This window comes from Micromonospora psammae, from assembly GCF_036902725.1.
Lineage (GTDB): Bacteria > Actinomycetota > Actinomycetes > Mycobacteriales > Micromonosporaceae > Micromonospora.
The window spans coordinates 38,927-55,286 of sequence record NZ_JBAKHM010000019.1 but is presented as its reverse complement, the minus strand read 5'-3'; the positions used below and the strand labels follow the sequence as shown (position 1 = coordinate 55,286).

20 protein-coding genes are annotated in these 16,360 nt (G+C 74.3%); 12 read left to right on the top strand and 8 right to left on the bottom strand.

The genetic code is table 11. The annotated features are described in order from the left end of the window. Positions 1–138: 138 nt before the first annotated feature. The 5 genes from V6U79_RS21430 to pheA all read left to right on the top strand — a co-directional run bounded on the left by V6U79_RS21430 (position 139) and on the right by pheA (position 3,639). Complete coding sequence (locus V6U79_RS21430; RefSeq protein WP_334527837.1) at positions 139–876, top strand: hypothetical protein; 738 nt, start codon at positions 139–141, stop codon at positions 874–876. Between the two features lie 180 nt (positions 877–1,056). After that, positions 1,057–1,515: a PAS domain-containing protein gene (locus V6U79_RS21425; protein WP_334527839.1), complete on the top strand. Its 459-nt coding sequence runs from the start codon at positions 1,057–1,059 to the stop codon at positions 1,513–1,515. A gap of 74 nt (positions 1,516–1,589) precedes the next feature. Then, the gene (locus V6U79_RS21420) at positions 1,590–1,979 is read left to right on the top strand and encodes an ACT domain-containing protein (RefSeq protein ID WP_334527842.1); all 390 of its coding nucleotides are present in this window, start codon (positions 1,590–1,592) and stop codon (positions 1,977–1,979) included. Between the two features lie 102 nt (positions 1,980–2,081). Continuing rightward, positions 2,082–2,672 (top strand): hypothetical protein, encoded by a 591-nt coding sequence (locus tag V6U79_RS21415; protein ID WP_334615590.1) that lies wholly within the window; start codon positions 2,082–2,084, stop codon positions 2,670–2,672. Between the two features lie 10 nt (positions 2,673–2,682). After that, positions 2,683–3,639: a prephenate dehydratase gene (pheA, locus tag V6U79_RS21410; RefSeq protein ID WP_334615589.1), complete on the top strand. Its 957-nt coding sequence runs from the start codon at positions 2,683–2,685 to the stop codon at positions 3,637–3,639. A gap of 42 nt (positions 3,640–3,681) precedes the next feature. Here the strand turns inward: pheA and V6U79_RS21405 are convergent, their stop codons facing one another. The 3 genes from V6U79_RS21405 to V6U79_RS21395 form a co-directional block, all read right to left on the bottom strand. Beyond that, positions 3,682–4,404 carry an AIM24 family protein gene (locus V6U79_RS21405; RefSeq protein WP_334527851.1) on the bottom strand — a complete coding sequence of 241 codons (723 nt, stop codon included), beginning with the start codon at positions 4,402–4,404 and terminating at the stop codon, positions 3,682–3,684. A gap of 75 nt (positions 4,405–4,479) precedes the next feature. Further along, positions 4,480–4,824, bottom strand: a complete 345-nt coding sequence (locus tag V6U79_RS21400) for a metallopeptidase family protein (protein ID WP_334527968.1) — start codon at positions 4,822–4,824, stop codon at positions 4,480–4,482. A gap of 133 nt (positions 4,825–4,957) precedes the next feature. Further along, on the bottom strand, positions 4,958–5,389 hold the full coding sequence (locus V6U79_RS21395; protein WP_334527854.1) for an OsmC family protein: 432 nt from the start codon (positions 5,387–5,389) through the stop codon (positions 4,958–4,960). A gap of 129 nt (positions 5,390–5,518) precedes the next feature. Between V6U79_RS21395 and V6U79_RS21390 the strand changes: the two genes are divergently transcribed. From V6U79_RS21390 to V6U79_RS21380, 3 genes are all read left to right on the top strand, one after another. Then, positions 5,519–6,232 (top strand): hypothetical protein, encoded by a 714-nt coding sequence (locus V6U79_RS21390; RefSeq protein ID WP_334527856.1) that lies wholly within the window; start codon positions 5,519–5,521, stop codon positions 6,230–6,232. 180 nt (positions 6,233–6,412) lie between these two features. After that, positions 6,413–7,234 carry an HAD family hydrolase gene (locus V6U79_RS21385; RefSeq protein WP_334527859.1) on the top strand — a complete coding sequence of 274 codons (822 nt, stop codon included), beginning with the start codon at positions 6,413–6,415 and terminating at the stop codon, positions 7,232–7,234. Beyond that, positions 7,234–8,046 (top strand): HAD family hydrolase, encoded by an 813-nt coding sequence (locus V6U79_RS21380; RefSeq protein ID WP_334527862.1) that lies wholly within the window; start codon positions 7,234–7,236, stop codon positions 8,044–8,046. The genes V6U79_RS21385 and V6U79_RS21380 overlap by 1 nt, the downstream gene beginning before the upstream one ends. Positions 8,047–8,056: 10 nt before the next feature. Here V6U79_RS21380 and V6U79_RS21375 read toward each other — a convergent pair whose 3' ends face one another. Then, positions 8,057–8,659: a bacterial proteasome activator family protein gene (locus tag V6U79_RS21375; RefSeq protein ID WP_334527865.1), complete on the bottom strand. Its 603-nt coding sequence runs from the start codon at positions 8,657–8,659 to the stop codon at positions 8,057–8,059. An 80-nt stretch (positions 8,660–8,739) separates the two neighbouring features. Here V6U79_RS21375 and V6U79_RS21370 point away from each other — a divergent pair, with 80 nt between their 5' ends. Both V6U79_RS21370 and V6U79_RS21365 read left to right on the top strand, forming a co-directional pair. Next, complete coding sequence (locus V6U79_RS21370) at positions 8,740–9,537, top strand: alpha/beta hydrolase family protein (protein WP_334615588.1); 798 nt, start codon at positions 8,740–8,742, stop codon at positions 9,535–9,537. Positions 9,538–9,614: 77 nt separating this feature from the next. Then, positions 9,615–10,835 carry an ABC transporter substrate-binding protein gene (locus V6U79_RS21365; RefSeq protein WP_334527871.1) on the top strand — a complete coding sequence of 407 codons (1,221 nt, stop codon included), beginning with the start codon at positions 9,615–9,617 and terminating at the stop codon, positions 10,833–10,835. A gap of 69 nt (positions 10,836–10,904) precedes the next feature. On the opposite strand, the gene ddaH is transcribed toward V6U79_RS21365, so the two are convergent. Next, the gene (gene ddaH, locus V6U79_RS21360; RefSeq protein ID WP_334527874.1) at positions 10,905–11,738 is read right to left on the bottom strand and encodes a dimethylargininase; all 834 of its coding nucleotides are present in this window, start codon (positions 11,736–11,738) and stop codon (positions 10,905–10,907) included. A 59-nt stretch (positions 11,739–11,797) separates the two neighbouring features. Between ddaH and V6U79_RS21355 the strand changes: the two genes are divergently transcribed. After that, positions 11,798–12,256, top strand: a complete 459-nt coding sequence (locus V6U79_RS21355; RefSeq protein WP_334527876.1) for an Lrp/AsnC family transcriptional regulator — start codon at positions 11,798–11,800, stop codon at positions 12,254–12,256. A 76-nt stretch (positions 12,257–12,332) separates the two neighbouring features. After that, positions 12,333–14,189, top strand: a complete 1,857-nt coding sequence (locus tag V6U79_RS21350; protein ID WP_334615587.1) for a beta-propeller domain-containing protein — start codon at positions 12,333–12,335, stop codon at positions 14,187–14,189. Positions 14,190–14,253: 64 nt separating this feature from the next. Here the strand turns inward: V6U79_RS21350 and V6U79_RS21345 are convergent, their stop codons facing one another. The 3 genes from V6U79_RS21345 to mobA all read right to left on the bottom strand — a co-directional run bounded on the left by V6U79_RS21345 (position 14,254) and on the right by mobA (position 16,334). Beyond that, on the bottom strand, positions 14,254–15,363 hold the full coding sequence (locus V6U79_RS21345; protein WP_334615586.1) for a T3SS (YopN, CesT) and YbjN peptide-binding chaperone 1: 1,110 nt from the start codon (positions 15,361–15,363) through the stop codon (positions 14,254–14,256). A 90-nt stretch (positions 15,364–15,453) separates the two neighbouring features. Next, positions 15,454–15,708 (bottom strand): DUF6457 domain-containing protein, encoded by a 255-nt coding sequence (locus V6U79_RS21340; RefSeq protein WP_334615585.1) that lies wholly within the window; start codon positions 15,706–15,708, stop codon positions 15,454–15,456. Beyond that, complete coding sequence (mobA, locus tag V6U79_RS21335; RefSeq protein ID WP_334527887.1) at positions 15,705–16,334, bottom strand: molybdenum cofactor guanylyltransferase; 630 nt, start codon at positions 16,332–16,334, stop codon at positions 15,705–15,707. Before mobA ends, V6U79_RS21340 begins: the two co-directional genes overlap by 4 nt. Positions 16,335–16,360: the final 26 nt, after the last annotated feature.

The window sequence follows — 16,360 nt, the reverse complement described above, 5'->3', positions numbered from 1 at the left end:
CGATCTTCAGCGGAAGAACTGTGGATGAATATGGCATTCATCCGCACTCATTCCGGCGCTCCAACTTGCCGAACCCCCCGAGTGGCAACGTAGGGTAGTGAGGACATAACTTCGAGGGACCTTTTGCCGGAGGTCGCGATGACTGTCTTTCCCGCTCGTCGAGCCGTACCCACCCGGGCACTGCCGCCCGTGACGGTGCCGCACCCTCGGGCCGATGCGCCGTCGGCGCTCGAGCCGGCCCGCCCCACCCCGTTGGAGTGGGCCCGCCGTCGCCGCGCCGAACGGGGCGCCCGACGGCTGGAGGCGGCCGGCGCCCGGGCGCTCGGCCAACTCGACCACCTGGGCCCCGCCTGGCACGTCATCGAGTGGCCGCGCACCGACGTCTCCGACGTCCTCCTCGACCACGGCCAGGACGAGCGGGCCGGCTTCCTCGCCATCGGCCCCAGCGGGCTGTACGCGGTGAGCATCGCCGACCACGGGCGGGCCCGGGTGCTCGTCGCCGGGGACGTGGTCCAGATCAACGGCAAGCGCCCGCCGTACGTCGCGGAGGCCCGACGGGACGCCAAGCGGGCGAGCAAGGCGCTCTCCACCGCGGTGGGGCTGCCGATCCCGGTGACGCCGGTGCTGACCTTCGTCGGCTCCGGCGTCATCAGCGTCTACGGCCTGCCCAAGGACTGCCTGATGGCGACCCACCGGGAGCTGGACCGGCTCCTCGTCGCCGCGGGCAACCGGATCAGCCCGGCCACCGCCGAGAAGCTGTCCCGGATCGCGCAGCAGCCGCAGACCTGGCTCAACGGCACCTACCGTCCCGCCGCCGACTACCGGTGGTACGACGAGGGCCGAACGGCCGCTGACAAGCCGGCCGCCCGCCGGTAACGTCACCGGCGACGCACGCGGCCCGGAGGCTCACCGAAGACACCACCGGTCCGCGCCGTCGCCGGCCGCCCGCCCAGGGCACCCGATCGTCCACCGGCGGCCGGTGGCGCCAGCGCGGTCCAGCGGCCGTCGCGACGACCGGCTAGCGTGGACAGACCGTCGGTGTACCTAGGAGGCGCGGTGGCCCACGTCGAACTCTCGCTCTCAGAAGTGTTCGTGCCGGCGGCCCGCACACCGACGGAGCAGGGGTCCGACAACTTCGGCCAGTGGTCGGCGACCGTCTCCCACGCCGACGAGCCCTGCCTGCTGATCGACGCGGACACCCGGGTGGTGGCGATCTCGTCCTCCGGGTGCGACCTGCTCTGCCTCGGCGCCCCCGAGGACGTGGTCGGCCTGCCGCTGCTCGAGGGCGGCCTGCGGCTGCTCGACTTCACCGCGGCCCGGCACGAGCTGACCGAGCAGGAGACCGACAAGATCCCGCCGCTGCTCGCCCTGCACTCCGGCCGGCTCGCGCGTGGCCTGCTGCGGGTCCAGGCGGCGGGCGCGGAGTCGTCGGACGCCACCGTCGACGCCATCTCCACGCCGGTGCTCACCCACGGCGGGGTCGCCGGCTCACTCACCTTCTTCTCCGAGGTCTGACCTGCGAGGGACTGTGGCGTGCGCCGCACGTCACGATGCTGGGGCGGCACTCACCGACGCCGTAAGGTGCCCTCATGCTCGATGTCGCGCTGCTCCCGGGGGAGTACGTCGTGTGCCGCCTGGCGGCCGGCACCCCGCTCCCGCCCGCCCTCTGGGCCGACCCGGGTGACGCCGACGTGGTCACCGTGAGCTGGACCGCCGACGGGATCTCGATCATCTGCCCCAGCGAGCGAGCCCCCGCCCAGGCCGACCTGGAGACCGACTGGCGGTGCCTGCGGGTCGTCGGCCCGCTCGACCTCGCGGTCACCGGGACGCTCGCCTCACTGGTCGACCCGCTCGCCGCGGCCCGGGTCAGCGTGGTCGCGTTCTCCACCTACGACACCGACCACGTGCTGGTGCCGGCGGTGCGGCTCGCCGAGGCGACCACCGCGCTGGAACGGGCCGGGCACCGGGTCCTGCGCTGACCTTCTCCCGCCGCCCCGATCCTCCTACGATGGCCTCGGCCATCCCGGCCGCAACGACCCCTCTCGATGCCGTTGAGGCTCGATCCCCCCGAGGACCGGTCCGTGCCGCCTGACGTACCGCACCGCATCCCGCTCCGCCGGCTGGTCGCCGCCGGCGTTCTGCTCGCCGCGCTGCCGCCCGCCGCGTGCGCCGGCCCGCCGGGCCAGAGCCCCGCCGCCCCGCCGGGCCCGCCCGCTCCGCCCTGGTCGACGGTCAGCCGACCGGCGACCGCCCCGCCCACGACCCTGCCGACGGGGCTTCTGCCCACCCCGCCGGCGACCCCGCCCGTCGGCTTCCCGCCGCCCGGGGGGCCGGCGCCGACGCCCACCCCCGACCCCGGCCTGACCGTCGCCCCGTGCGCCGACCGGCCCACCGCGGACCGGGTGGTGGCCCTGCTGCGCGGCAAAGTGCTGCCCCGGGGCGTGTCGGTGCGGGCCAGCCGCGGGCCGCTCTGCGCGGCCGACTGGCAGTACACGGTGTTCGCCGTCCGGGGGCACGAGGAGCTCCAGGTGGTCACCAGCGGCACCCCCGCGGCGCTGACCCTGGTCACCGCCGGGACCGACGTCTGCTCGGTCGAGGTACGCGCCGTCGCCCCGCCCGCCATCCGGACGCTGGCCTGCGACGACGGCACCCCGGCCCGGCCGGGTGCGTAGGCTGGTCGGCATGCCGGGAACACCGCCGACCCGATTCGTCTACCTCGGACCCGAGGGCACCTTCGCCGAGCAGGCGCTGCGCACCGTGCCCGCCGCCGAACACGGCGGTCGTACGCCCGCGCGCAGCGTCGGCGAGGCGCTGGAGAGCGTACGGGCGGGAGAGGCGGACGCGGCGCTGGTGCCGCTGGAGAACTCGATCGGCGGCGCCGTCGGGGTCACCCTGGACGAACTGGCCGAGGGGGAGCCGCTGGTGATCACCCGGGAGGTGATCCTGCCGGTCGAGTTCGTGCTGGGCGCCCGACCCGGCACCACCCTCACCTCGATCTCCAGCGTGGCGGCCCACCCGCAGGCGTCCACCCAGTGCCGGGGCTGGCTGCGGGACCACCTGCCCGACGCGGTAGTGGTGGACGTGCTCTCCAACGGCGCCGCGGCGGCCGGCGCGGCGAACGGCGAGTACGACGCGGCGATCTGCGCCCCGATCGGCGCCGCCCGGCACCGGCTCGCGGTGCTCGCCGACAAGATCGCCGACCATCCCGACGCGGTGACCCGCTTCGCGCTGGTGTCCCGGCCCGGCCCGCCGCCGCCCCCGACCGGGGACGACGTCACCTCGCTGGCGGTGTACATCGCCCACGACCGGGTGGGCGCCCTGCTGTCGGTGCTGATGGAGCTGGCCGTACGCGGGGTCAACCTGACCCGCATCGAGTCCCGCCCCACCGGCGAGGCGCTCGGTCGGTATCTCTTCTTCCTCGACTGCACCGGGCACGTGGCGGACGTCCGGATGGGCGAGGCGTTGCAGGGGCTGCGTCGGGTCTGCGCCGACGTGCGCTTCCTCGGGTCGTACCCCCGGCACCGCTTCAGCGGCGGCACGGGTGACCGGCCGGTCCCGGCCCCGGCCGGGCTCTCGGACGCCGACTACGCCGACGCGGCGGCCTGGCTGGCCCGGCTGCGCGCCGGCGAGCTGAGCTGACGACGGTGGGGCGCCCCGGCCGGGACGCCCCAGCGCACGAGCTCAGCTGAGCAGGCCGCCGAGCAGGCCGCCCTGCTGCTGCTGGGTCCCACTGCCCATGACCGGCGGCTCCTCCGACGGCTGCACCACCACGAAACCCTGGCCGGCGAAGCTCATCGTGAACGCCTCGCCGGTGCTGCGCCCAAGCAGCGCGCCCAGGCCCAGCTGCTCGGCCCGGTGGTAGCCGGTCTGCAGGTTGGCCGACCAGCAGACCGCCGCCTGCGGGTCCACGTAGGTGGGGGCGTCGACGTTCAACACCACCGGGGTGCCCTTGGTGGTGATGGCGATCCGGCCGTGTCCGGAGAAGACGCAGTTGAACAGCCCGGACGACGAGGCCATGCCCGCGCCGCCGACCATCTTGATGTCGTACGACAGCGTCGAGTCGAAGGCCAGCACGCTGGACCCGTTGATGGAGAGGGCGTCGCCCGGCTCCAGGTCGATGATGTGCACGTCCTTGGCCAGCTCGGCGAGGAAGACGTCACCCCGCCCGCTGAGCTTCATCAGCGGCACGCCCTCCCCGGTGAGACGCTGCTTGATGAACTTGCCGAGGCCACCGGAGCCGAGGGCCTGGAACTGCACCTGCCCCTGGTAGGCGACCATCGAGCCGACCCGGGCCATCGCCTCGCCGTTCAGCTCGATCTTCAGCATCTTGGAGTTCTGCAGCCGCATGCCGGGCTGGGCGGACTCCTTTTCCAGGTTCTCCGCGGAGAACAGCGCGCTGCGCATGGATTTCCTCCTGATTCGGGTGCTCCACACCACGGTAGGCAGCCGTCGCAACAGCGACCACCGGCCGAGCGGCGGTCAGCCCCAGCCCAGCGCGTGCAGCCGCGCGTCGTCGATGCCGAAGTGGTGGGCGATCTCGTGCACCACCGTCACCGCCACCTCGTCGACCACGTCGTCCTCGGTGTCGCAGATCCGCAGGATCGGGTGGCGGTAGATGAGGATCCGGTCCGGCAGCACGCCGGCGTAGTCCCAGCCCCGCTCGGTGAGCGCGTGCCCCTCGTAGAGGCCGAGCAGGTCCTCCCCGGCCGGCGGGTCGTCCTCGACCAGGATCACCACGTTGCTCATCAGCCCGAGCAGCTCCTCGGGCACCTCGTCGAGGGCCTCGCCGACCAGCTCCTCGAACCGTTCCCGGCTCATCTCCACCGCCACCACCCCATCTTCCCCGACCCGCACCCCCACCCACCCGCCGACATCGATGCGGATCCCCGGGTGGGCGACGGGCGCCCTCCCCGCTGACCGCGGGGAGGGGCCGCCACGCGGAGCGTGCGGGGGTGGGTCAGGAGGCGAGGCGGACGCTCAGGGTGATCTCGGCGCCCGGGGAGAGCAGGCGGGAGATCGGGCAGTTCTCCTTGGCGGCCTCGGCCAGCTTGGTGAACTCGGCCTCGTCGAGCCCCGGCGCCTGGCCGACCGTCTCCAGGTCGATCCGGGTGACGGTCATGCCCGCGTCGGTCTTGTCGAAGTGGACCTTGGCGGTGGTCTCCACCGACGTGCCGGTCGCACCGGCGTCGGCGAGCTGCTTGGAGAACGCCATGGAGAAGCAGCCGGCGTGCGCCGCGCCGATCAGCTCCTCCGGGTTGGTGCCCTCGCCCTCCTCGAAGCGCGACTTGAAGGAGTAGTTCCCGGACAGGCCACCCTTGCCGGTGCGGACGGTCCCGGCACCCTCGGTGAGATTGCCCTGCCAGTTTGCGGAAGCGGTACGGATTGGCATGCACCGACGCTAACCGAAACGGCACCGGCCGGGCGACCGACCCGGGCGATCCGGCGAGGCGCGTACCCGGTTGCGGGCGGCCGGTCGTGACATCATGCGGGTCAGGCCCGAGACGGTGGAAGGTGGCCGATGTCCGAGGAGCTCCCCATCCCCCGGCAGGACGACCGCTCCGACGGCACCACGGTGCTGGAGTGGGGCGCGGCGGAACCGGCCAGGGCCGGGCGACTCGGACGCTGGACGGGCGGGCTCGACCGGGACCCCCGGCTGCCGCGGGTGGTGGCCGCCCTGGGCGCGGTGGCGGCGATGGCCTCCCTGGTCGGCGAGTGGCTGGTGACGACCGTGCCGAACGGCGGCCGGGACGGCGAGAGCACCCTCCGGGTGCCGGGCGGGGTGGCCGAGGTCGGCGGATTCGGCGTCGCGTACCTGGTCGGGCTCCTGCTGCTGGTCGGCGCGGTGGCGCTCGCCCTGGCCGGCCGGCCAGAGGTCCGGCACGACGCGCGGGTCGCCGGTCTGGCCGGGGCGGGCGCCCTGCTGGCGCTGCTCACGGCCACCATGCTCAGCCTGGACGACGCCGGGCAGCGGGCCCTCCTGTACTCCTCCCCCGAGGACGGCTTCCGGGTGGAGTACGGGCGGGGACTGGTGATGGCCCTCGTGGCGACCGCGCTCCTCGGCGCCGCGCTCCTGCTCGCCGGCCGCCGGCCGGCCGGGCGGTCGGACGCCGGGGCATCGGCCGACGCGTCGCCCCCCGGACCCACCCGTGACGACCACGAACCGCCCCCCGGGCCCGCCGACCTGACCGTGACGCCGACGGTGCCGTTCGCCCGCCGCGGACCGGGCAGCTGAGCCCGTCCGGGCAGGCGGAACGGCACGTCGACCGGTCACCCGGCGTTGGCACCCGATTCGCCGGGAAGCCATGGTTGCGACCCGTTCCGCGAGGTACGGTTGCTGCCCGCCGTCACTCCGGGTCGAGGCACCGAGGACCGAGAACGGCTGGCTGCGACGGCGGCGGGCGAAGGAGGAACCATGACCCGCCCGGGACTGCCCAAGCTGATCGCCACCGATCTCGACGGGACCCTCGTCCGCAGCGACGAGACCGTCTCGGCGTACACCCACGAGGTGCTCGACCGGGTGCGGGCCGCCGGGATCCCGGTGGTCGGCGCCACCGGACGAGGCCCCCGGCTGGCCGAGCTGACCCGCAACGACATCCGCGCCGCGGACTTCCTGGTGATGGCCGGCGGTGGCCGGGTGGTCGACCAGAGCGACCCGGGCGGACCGGTGGTGCTCCGCGACGAGCGCCTCCCCGGCGAGGTGCTCGCGCACCTGCTCGCCGAGCTGGAGGCCGAGGTGGGCCCGCTCACGGTGATGGTCGAGGCGTCCGACGAGCCCGACGCGCCGCTCTGGGGCGACTACCACCCGAGCTGGCCGTACCAGGACCGGTTCGAGGAGCGCAGCCGGGCCGAGTGCCTCTCCTGCGACGTGCTCAAGGCGTTCGCCCGGACCGCCGACCACCACGTGGACGAGCTGCTGGCGACCGCTCGCCGGATCATCCCGCCGCAGGTGGCCACGCTCACCCAGGCCGGCCTCGGGTTCGTGGAGATCTGCGCGCCCGGGGTGGACAAGGCCACCGGGCTCAGCGTGGTGGCGGAGCGGCTCGGCGTCGACCCGGCGGAGGTGCTCGTCTTCGGGGACATGCCCAACGACCTGCCGATGTTCGCCTGGGCCGGCTGGTCCCGGGTGGCCGTGTCGAACGCCCACCCCGAGGTCCGCGCCGCCGCGGACGAGATCACCCTGCGCAACGACGACGACGGGGTGGCGGTGTACCTCGATCGACTACTCTCCCGATGATGGGATCCACCCCCCGGCTCGTCGCCACCGACATCGACGGCACCCTGCTCGCCGACGAACGCACGATCACCGCGCGCACCGCCGCGGTGCTGAACCGGATCTGCGCGGCGGGCACGCCGGTCGTGCTGGTCACCGGCCGCCCCATCCGCTGGCTCCAACTCGTGTACGACCAGCTGGCCGCGCCGCTGCCGGCGATCTGCGCCAACGGCGCGGTGGTCTACGACCCGGTCGCCGACGAGGTGCTGCGGGCCGACCCGCTCGCCCCGCAACTGCTCGCCGAGGTGGCCCGCCGGCTGCGCGCCGAGGTGCCCGGGGTGAGCTTCGCGGTGGAGGTGGTGGACAGCCGGCAGATGCGGCACGAGACGCACTACCCGCTGCGCTGGGACGCCGACCACGACGCGATCCGGGCCGTCGAGTCGCCCGAGGAGCTGTGCTCGGTGCCGGCGGTGAAGCTGCTGGCCCGGGCCGGGGAGCAGGACCCGGACGCCTTCGTCCAGCTGGTCGCGGGGATGCTGGACGGGCTGGCCGAGGCGACCCACTCGTCGTACACCGGGCTGGTGGAGATCTCCGCGGCCGGCGTGACCAAGGCGGCCGGGCTGGCCTGGTACGCCACCCGGCTGGGGGTGGACGAACGGGACGTGCTGGCCTTCGGGGACATGCCCAACGACGTGCCGATGCTGACCTGGGCCGGCCGGTCGGTGGCGGTGGCGAACGCGCACCCCGCCGTCCTGGAGATCGCCGACGAGGTGACCGCGGCGAACTCCGAGGACGGCGTGGCGGCGTACCTGGAGAAGGTCTTCGAGCTGGGCTGAACCGGCCCGGTCAGAGGTACTGACCGGTGGGGTGCCCCTCACCGCCGGACGGCTGACCCAGGCCCGGCATGCCGGGCATCCCCCCGCCGGGGCCGCTGGGCAGCGCGGGCCGGCCGGAGCGCATCTGCTCCAGCTGCACCCGGGCGGCCATCTGCTGGGCGACCAGGGCGGCCTGGATGCCGTGGAACAACCCTTCCAGCCAGCCGACCAGCTGGGCGTGGGCGATCCGCAGCTCACCCTCGCTGGGCGCCTTCTCCTCGGTGAAGGGCAGCGAGATCCGCTCCAGCTCGTCGCGCAGCTCGGGGGCGAGGCCCTCCTTGAGCTCGACGATCGACCGCTCGTGGATCTCCCGCATCCGGTGCCGGCTGGCGTCGTCCAGCGGCGCGGACTTGACCTCCTCCAGCAGCTGCTTGATCATGCTGCCGATCCGCATCACCTTGGCCGGCTGCTCGACCAGACGGGTCGGGTCCTCACCGGCCGCGTCGTCGGTCTGCACGGTGCCGACCGGGCGACCGTCCGGGCCGACCACCACCACGGTGCCCGAGTGCTCGCCACCCTCGCGGCCCGGCTCGTCGTTCTGTCCAGGGAAATGCGCGTCGGTCATGGGAACCATCTTTACCCACCCCGGCGGGCGGCACGCGCCGGGACCGGCTCCCGGGTGGCGCCGCCCGGCGCGTCGGCTACCGTCGCCGCATGCCCGCCGACCCGCGCGCCGTGCTCACCCGTCCCGCGCCGCCCGCCGACGTGACCGTGGCCTACGGCGCGCACCCCGACCAGGTGGCCGACCTGCGCCGACCGGCCGGCGACGGCCCGGCCCGGCCGCTGGTCGCGGTGCTGCACGGGGGGTTCTGGCGCGCCGAGTACGACCGCGCCCACACCGGCCCGCTGGCCGCCGCGCTGGCCGGGCTCGGCTGGCCGGTCGCCCAGCTGGAGTACCGCCGCACCGGGCAGCCCGGGGGCGGCTGGCCGGGCACCCTGACGGACGTGCTGGCGGGGGTGGCCGCCCTGCCGGAGCTGGCGGCGCGGGCGCTGCCCGGACGGGTGGCCGCCGGGCCGCCGCTGCTGCTCGGGCACTCCGCCGGCGGGCACCTCGCGCTCTACGCGGCCGCGCACGCCCCGGCGGCCGTACGCGGGGTGCTGGCGCTGGCTCCGGTGGCGGACCTGGCCGAGGCGTACCGGCTGGACCTGGACGGCGGGGCGGTCGCCGCGCTGCTCGGGGGCGGTCCGGCCGAGCACCCCGACCGCTACGCCACCACCGATCCACGTGCGTTGGTGCCACTCCGGACACGCACGGTGATTCTGCACGGGGTGCTCGACCGGCAGGTGCCGATCGAGGTCAGCCGCTCGTACGCGGCGGCGGCCCGGGCCGCCGGAGCCGAGGTCGACCTCGTTGAACTGCCGAAATGCGAGCACTTCGGGCTCATCGACCCGCTCTCGGCGGCCTGGCCGCAGGTGAGAGGTGCGTTGCAGTCGCTGCACAAAGATCAATAGCCATTGACGCAGCGTCGCCGAACAGGTAGAACGCCGAGGGGGCGGTGACGCCCGGCAACGCTCCCGGAAGGATTTCGGTGTCGCAGATGAACCGCAGGCGCGCCCTGCAACTCCTGGCCGCGCTCGGTACGACCGGCCTGGCCGCCGGCTGCGCCACGGAGGACGACAGCGAGGCCCGGCCCACCGGCGCCCCGATCCGGATCGGCCTGATCAGGCCGGAGAGCGGCCCCGGCAAGCAGGTCGGCCAGGACATGGCCAACGGCTTCGACACCTACCTCGCGCTCAACGGGCAGCGGCTGGGTGGCCACCCGGTGACCCTGGAGGTCGCCGACGAGGGCGACAGTGCCAAGACCGGCCAGGCCGCCGTGGACGGGCTGCTCAAGAAGGGCGTGCTCGCCCTCACCGGGGTCGTCGACTCGCAGGTGCTCGCCGGGGTCCGGGAAGACGTGGAGCGGGCCCGGGTGCCGCTGGTCGCCTCGAACGCCTCGCCCACCAGCCTGCAGAGCGTGGTCTACATCTGGCGCACGTCGTACGTGCTGGACGAGCCGGGCCGGGCGCTCGCGGACTACCTGAAGGTGCGGCTGCCGGCCAGCAGCCGGATCGCGATCGTCGCGCCGGAGGGCGCGGCCAGCCTCGACGTGGTGCAGGGCTTCCGCCGGCAGTTCGGCGCCGACGACAAGCGCATCGTCGGCGAGCCGATCTGGACGACCGCCGCCGCGAACCCGAACGACAGCACCTACCGCTACGACATCCGGCAGGCCCTCGGCCGCAGGCCGACCGCCATCTTCTGCAACTTCTCCGGCAAGGCGGCCATCGAGTTCGTCCGCCAGTTGCGCCTGCGCGAACGCTGGGCCGGCAACGTCTACGCGCCCGGCTTCCTCACCGAGGGCACCGTCCTGAGCGAGTTGCGCGGCACCCTGGTCGACCAGCGGGACAACCTGAAGCCCGGCACGATCCAGACGGTGCTGAACTACTCGGCCGACCTGAACAACAACGCCAACCGGGTCTTCGCCGGGGCGTACCGCAAGAAGTACGGGGTCCAACCCACCACGTACGCGATGGCCTCGTACGACGCCGCTCAGGTGCTCGACAAGGCGATCGGGCTGGCCGGGCCGGAGCCGACGCCGCAGCAGGTCAACCTGGCCCTCGGCAAGATCGGCCAGATCGACAGCCCGCGCGGGGTGTGGCAGTTCAACCAGCCCCGCACCCCGCAGCAGAAGTGGTACCTGCGCCGGGTCCAGTTCGACGGCCGGCTGCTCTCCAACGTCACCATCAACGAGATCGCCACGCTCGGCTGAGCCGGCCGGCGCCCGTACGGTGAAGGGCCGGTCTCCCCGCGGGGAGACCGGCCCTTGGTCCGGGTCGGGTCAGTGGCGCAGCTCGGCGATGCAGCACTTCACGCTGCCGCCGCCCTTCTTCAGCTCGGCCAGCTCGACCGGCACCGGGGTGTACCCGGCCGCCTTCAGCTTCCCGGCCAGTCGGGTCGCCTCGCTGTTCAGCACGACGTTCGCGCCGTCGCTGACCAGGTTCAGGCCGAAGGCCATGGCGTCCTCGTCGTCGGCGATCACCGCGTCGGGGAAGAGCTGCGCGAGCACCCGCTGGCTGGCCGCCGAGAAGGCGCCCGGGAAGTAGACGACGTTCTCGTCGTCGATCGAGGCGAGGGCCACGTCCAGGTGGTAGAAGCGCGGGTCGACCAGGCGCAGCGAGACCACCGGCCGGCCGAGCGCCTCCTGCGCCTCGGCGTGCGCCGGCAGCTCCGTCCGGAAGCCGTGCCCGGCGAGGATCAGGCCGCCGTGCGCGTCCGGCAGGTACGCGAAGTCGCCCTCACCCTCGTTGGTCTCGCTCGGGGCGATGAACCGCCAGTCCTGCGACTCGTAGAACGCCCGGTGCGCGGCGGCCTCGGCGGCCCGCTGCTCGTGCTTGAACTGGGCGCCGTAGACGGTCCCGTCCACCACGAACGCGCCGTTCGCGGCGAAGACCATGTCCGGCAGCCCGGCCTCGGGGGTGAGCAGGTGCACGTCGTGACCGAGACCGACCAGCGTCTCCCGCAGGCGGTCCCACTGCTTGACCGCCAGCTCCGCGTCCACGGGGGTCGTGACGTCCATCCACGGGTTGATGGCGTACTCGACCGCGAAATGCTCGGGCGAGCACATGAGATATGTCCGCTTTCGCGGGACTCGCTGCTGGTTCACGGTCACCAAGAGTAGGTACCGTAGAACTTTGGTAACAGCCGTAACCATTGCTTCCCGAGGGCGGAACGTTGCAGATAGACGCGGTGGACCAGCGAATCATTGCGTTGCTCGTGGCAGACGCCCGAGCGTCGTACGCCGACATCGGCGTTCGGGTGTCACTCTCCGCTCCGGCGGTCAAGCGACGCGTCGACCGGCTCCGCTCGACGGGGGTCATCCGGGGCTTCACCGCGGTGGTCGATCCGGCCGCCGTCGGCTGGACCACCGAGGCGTTCGTGGAGCTCTTCTGCGCCGGGCGGACCACCCCCGCGCAGATCGGGGTGGCCGCCCGGCGGCACCCGGAGGTGGTCGGGGCGTACACCGTCTCCGGGGAGGCCGACGCGCTCGTGCACCTGCGCGCCGCCGACATCTCCCACCTCGAGGACGCGCTGGAACGGCTGCGCGCCGAGTCCTTCGTCACCTCCACCCGGAGCACCATCGTCCTCTCCCGCCTGGTCGAATCTCCGGGCGTCGGCCCCTCCACCGGCTGACCCCGCCGATCGTCCCGGTCGCCGCCGCGCCCGACCCACCGGAACCGGACGGGGTCGGGGCCGCGTCGAAGCGGACATGACACGGGGAACCACTCACGCCGCCGTCGGGGCCCTGCTCGCCCTCGGCCTGCTGGCCGGGAGCACGCCGCACACCGGCGGGCCCGAGCGGACCGCGCCGCCCACCGCCGCGCCCCGACTGGTCGGCTACGACTCCTGCGCCGAGGCGCTCACCGACCTTCGCGCCGCCGCCTCGGCGGTGGTCGGCCCCTGGGGTTTCGGGCCGAGCTGGCGCACCGGGGTCGACCTGGCGCTACCCGCGGCCGGGGGCGCCGTGCCCATGACCGCCCGCAGCGCCCCGGCGCACTCCACCACCAACTCGCACGAACCGGACGCCGCCGAGCCGGACCTGGTCAAGACCGACGGCCGGCGGATCGTCACGGTGACCTCGGGCGTGCTGCGCGTCGTCGACCCGGCGACCCAGCGGGTCACCGGGCGACTCACCGTCGACCCGCCCGGGAGCCGGGGCGGCGGGGCCCGGGCGGACCTGCTGCTGCACGGTGACCGCGCGCTGGTGCTGACCCACCCGGTCGCGCCGCTCGCCGAGCGGGTCAAGCCGACGGGCCCCGCGACCGACGATCCGAGCGGCCCGCGCCTGCTCCTGGTCGACCTCGCGGGCGCACCACGGGTCCTGGCCACCTACCGGATCGACGGCGCCCTGCTCGACGCCCGCCAGACCGGTGCCACCGCCCGGGTCGTCGTCCGCACCGCGCCGCGGCTGCCCTTTTCGTACGACGAGCGGGGCACCGACGCCGAGCGGACCGCCGCGAACCGCGCGGTGATCGCCCGCGCCGGACTGGACGCCTGGCTGCCCGCCTACGAGTGGACGGCCGGCGAGGCGCGCGGGACGGGCCGGGTCGGCTGCGACCGGGTGAGCCGCCCCGACACCGGCAGCGGCACGTCACTGGTCACCGTCCTCAGCTTCGACCTCGGGGCCGACCGGCTCGGCGACGGCGACCCGGTCGGCGTGGCGGCCGACGCCGACCTCGTCTACGGCACCGCCGACGCCCTCTGGCTGGCCGGTTCCCGGTTCGCGCCCACCCCGTGGAACGCGCGGGGCCGGTGGGCGCGGCCGGAGACGACCGACGTCTACCAGTTCGACCTCACCGGCCCGGGTCGCCCCCGGTACGTCGCCGCGGGCCGGGTGCACGGCGTCCCGATCAACCAGTACGCGCTCTCGGAGTGGCAGGGCGACCTGCGGATCGCCACCACCAGCGACACCTCCGTCGGTCCCGTCTCCGAGTCGGCCGTGCAGGTGCTGCGCCGCCGGGGCGACACCCTGGAGCGGATCGGGCAGGTGACCGGCCTGGGTCGGGGCGAGCGGATCAAGTCGGTGCGCTTCCTCGGCCCGACCGGTTACGTGGTCACCTTCCGGGAGACCGATCCGCTCTACCGCGTCGACCTCTCCGATCCCACCGCGCCCCGGGTCACCGGCGAGCTGAAGATCACCGGCTGGTCCGCGTACCTGCACCCGCTGCCGGACGGGCGGTTGCTCGGCGTCGGCCAGGAGGCGGACCGGCGGGGACGCCCACTCGGCCTCCAGGTCGCCGTCTTCGACGTCCGCGACCCGCAGCGGCCGGTCCGGTCGGCGCAGTACCACGTGCCCGGCGCGGAATCGATCGTCGAGTTCGAGCCGCACGCGTTCCTGCACCAACCGTCGACCGGCCTGGTCGCGCTGCCGGTGGACCGCGGCGTACGCCTGCTCCGGGTGACCGCCACGGCCGTCACCGAGGTCGGCCGGGTCGACCATGAAGGCGCCGACCTGGTCAGCCGGTCGCTGCTGGTGGGAGACGTCCTCTGGACCGTCTCCCACACCGGCCTCAAGGCCACCGACCCGACGACCGCCCGCAGCCTGGCCTGGCTCCCCTCGACCTGACCCGTCCTCCGCCGATCCCGCACCTCCCGCCCGGGCCGGAAGTGCGGGATCGGCGCGGGGAGGGTCAGAGGTACATGCCGGTGCGGTGTTCGGAGGCGGCGCGCTGGGGCTTGTCGCCCTCGCCGAAGAAGCGCTTGCCGCCGAACTCACCGTGCAGCCGGTCGTCCAGCTCGTCGGCCAGCCCCGTCATCACCTGCACGGCGAGCATCAGGTGGGTGGCCTGGAAGTTCCGGCCGAAGACCGGGATGGAGGCCCAGACGGTGTCGTCGGCGCAGTAGAGCCGGCCGATCGGCATCCGGTTGGTCAGCTCGGAGAGCTTCACGTAGAGCCGCTCGGTCGGCTCGACCTCGGTCAGCACCGGGGAGAAGACGTCGACCAGGGGCGGGTTGTCGCGAACCCGGACGAAGACCATCGCCGAGCCGGCCCGGATGTTGATGTCCCCGTCCGAGTCGATCTGGAGCTGGTCGGACTTCGACTTGAGCATCGTCGAGACGACCGTGCGGACCCGCTCGGCCAGGGCGTGCACGTCACCGTCGCCGTCCTGCCCGGCCGCCGTCGCGGCGGCGGCCAGCGCCTCGTCGAGGTCCGCCTCGACGTCGCGGTCCGGGCCGAACTCGCTGCGGGCCGTGCCGAGCGGTTCGACCGGCAGCGGCTCCCCCTCGGCGTCGTGCATCAGGTAGACCAGGAAGGCCGGGTGGGGCGCGCCGTAGACGTCGCGGAGGGTGCGGGAGAGCAGCGCGGCCAGCTTGCTGGCGTCACCGGCGGAGCCGGCCAGGCCGAACTGCTCGCCGGAGCCCTCCACCACGCCCGGCGGCGACCAGCCCAGCGCCACCATGTCGGCCACGGCGGCCCGGTCCAGCCGGTAACCCTGCGGCAGGGTGGCGTTGCCGACCGCCCGGGCCGAGAGGCGGCCCTCCGCCCCGACGTCCACGCTGATCGAGTAGACCGCGTCACCGGTGCCGGACGCGGTGGGGTCGAGGGTCAGTTCGAGGTGCGCCCCGGTCGGCAGCGTGCGCAGTCGCTCGGCGAGCGCCCGGGCGAACTCGCGCCACGCCTCGGTGACCTTCGCCCGCAGGTCGGCCGTGGTCGGCTCGTCCAGCAGGACCGACTCGTGATGCCCCGGCGACCCGCCGGGCTGATCACCGGCCGGCATCGAGGGGTGCTCTGCCGTCATGATCGCCTCCGTCCGTCAAGGTCACCCTACCCATGCGGACCGGGGAACGAATCCACGCGACCGGCATCGGACATGCCGGCCGGCGGACGGTCAGCCGGGCCGTTCGCCGCCCAGCTCGACCGGCCAGGTGCCGGCCAGCGCGCTGAGCCGGGCGGCCGTCTCCGCCGGGTCGGCTCCCCGCCCCACGGCGACACCGAGCAGGTACGCGGTGACCGGGGCACCGGGCCGCAGCACCTGGTGGGCGACGTCCTTGGCCAGCTCCAGCACGGTCGGTACGGGCACGTCGGCCGGGTCGAGACCCAGCTCGGCGCAGGCCGCCGTGACCCAGTCGTCCATCACCGTCATCGCGTCCACTCCTCCGCCCGGCGTACGTCCAGGTCAGTGTCGCAGTCGAACCACGGCGGCGGACCCGAGCCGGACCAGGGCAGCTCGCGGACGGCCAACTCGCCGAGGAGCTGGCGCATCGACGCCCCGTCGAGGGTGCCGCCGCGCCGGACGGCGAGCCGGTCGAGCGCGGCGCGCAGCGGCCTCACCCGCCACACCCCGCACAGCGGCTGCCGGCGCCCCGCGTCGTCGAGGAGGCAGACCCCGTCGTGCTCGCCCGCCAGCGCGCCCAGCAGCTCGCCGAGCGCGTCCCGGGTGAGCAGCGGCAGGTCGGCGGCGAGCAGGGCGACGGTGGTCGTGGTCGTACCGGGGTCGAGCAGGGCGAGCCCGGCGGCGGTGGCGGCCACCGGTCCGCCTCCCGGCGGATCCTCCCGGGTCACCAGCACGCCGGCGGGGACCGGGCCGGCCGGCCCGACCAGCACCCGCGGGGTGGCGTCGGCGACCGCCGCGAGCACGCGCTCCCGCATGGGTCGCCCACCCACCGGCAGCGCGGGCTTGTCCCGTCCACCCATCCGGCGCGCCGCGCCGCCCGCGAGCACCACCGCCGCGTACGCCGTCACCCGGCCACCGTAGCCGCAGCACTCCACCCGAGGCCGTCGCCCGTGGCGGTGAC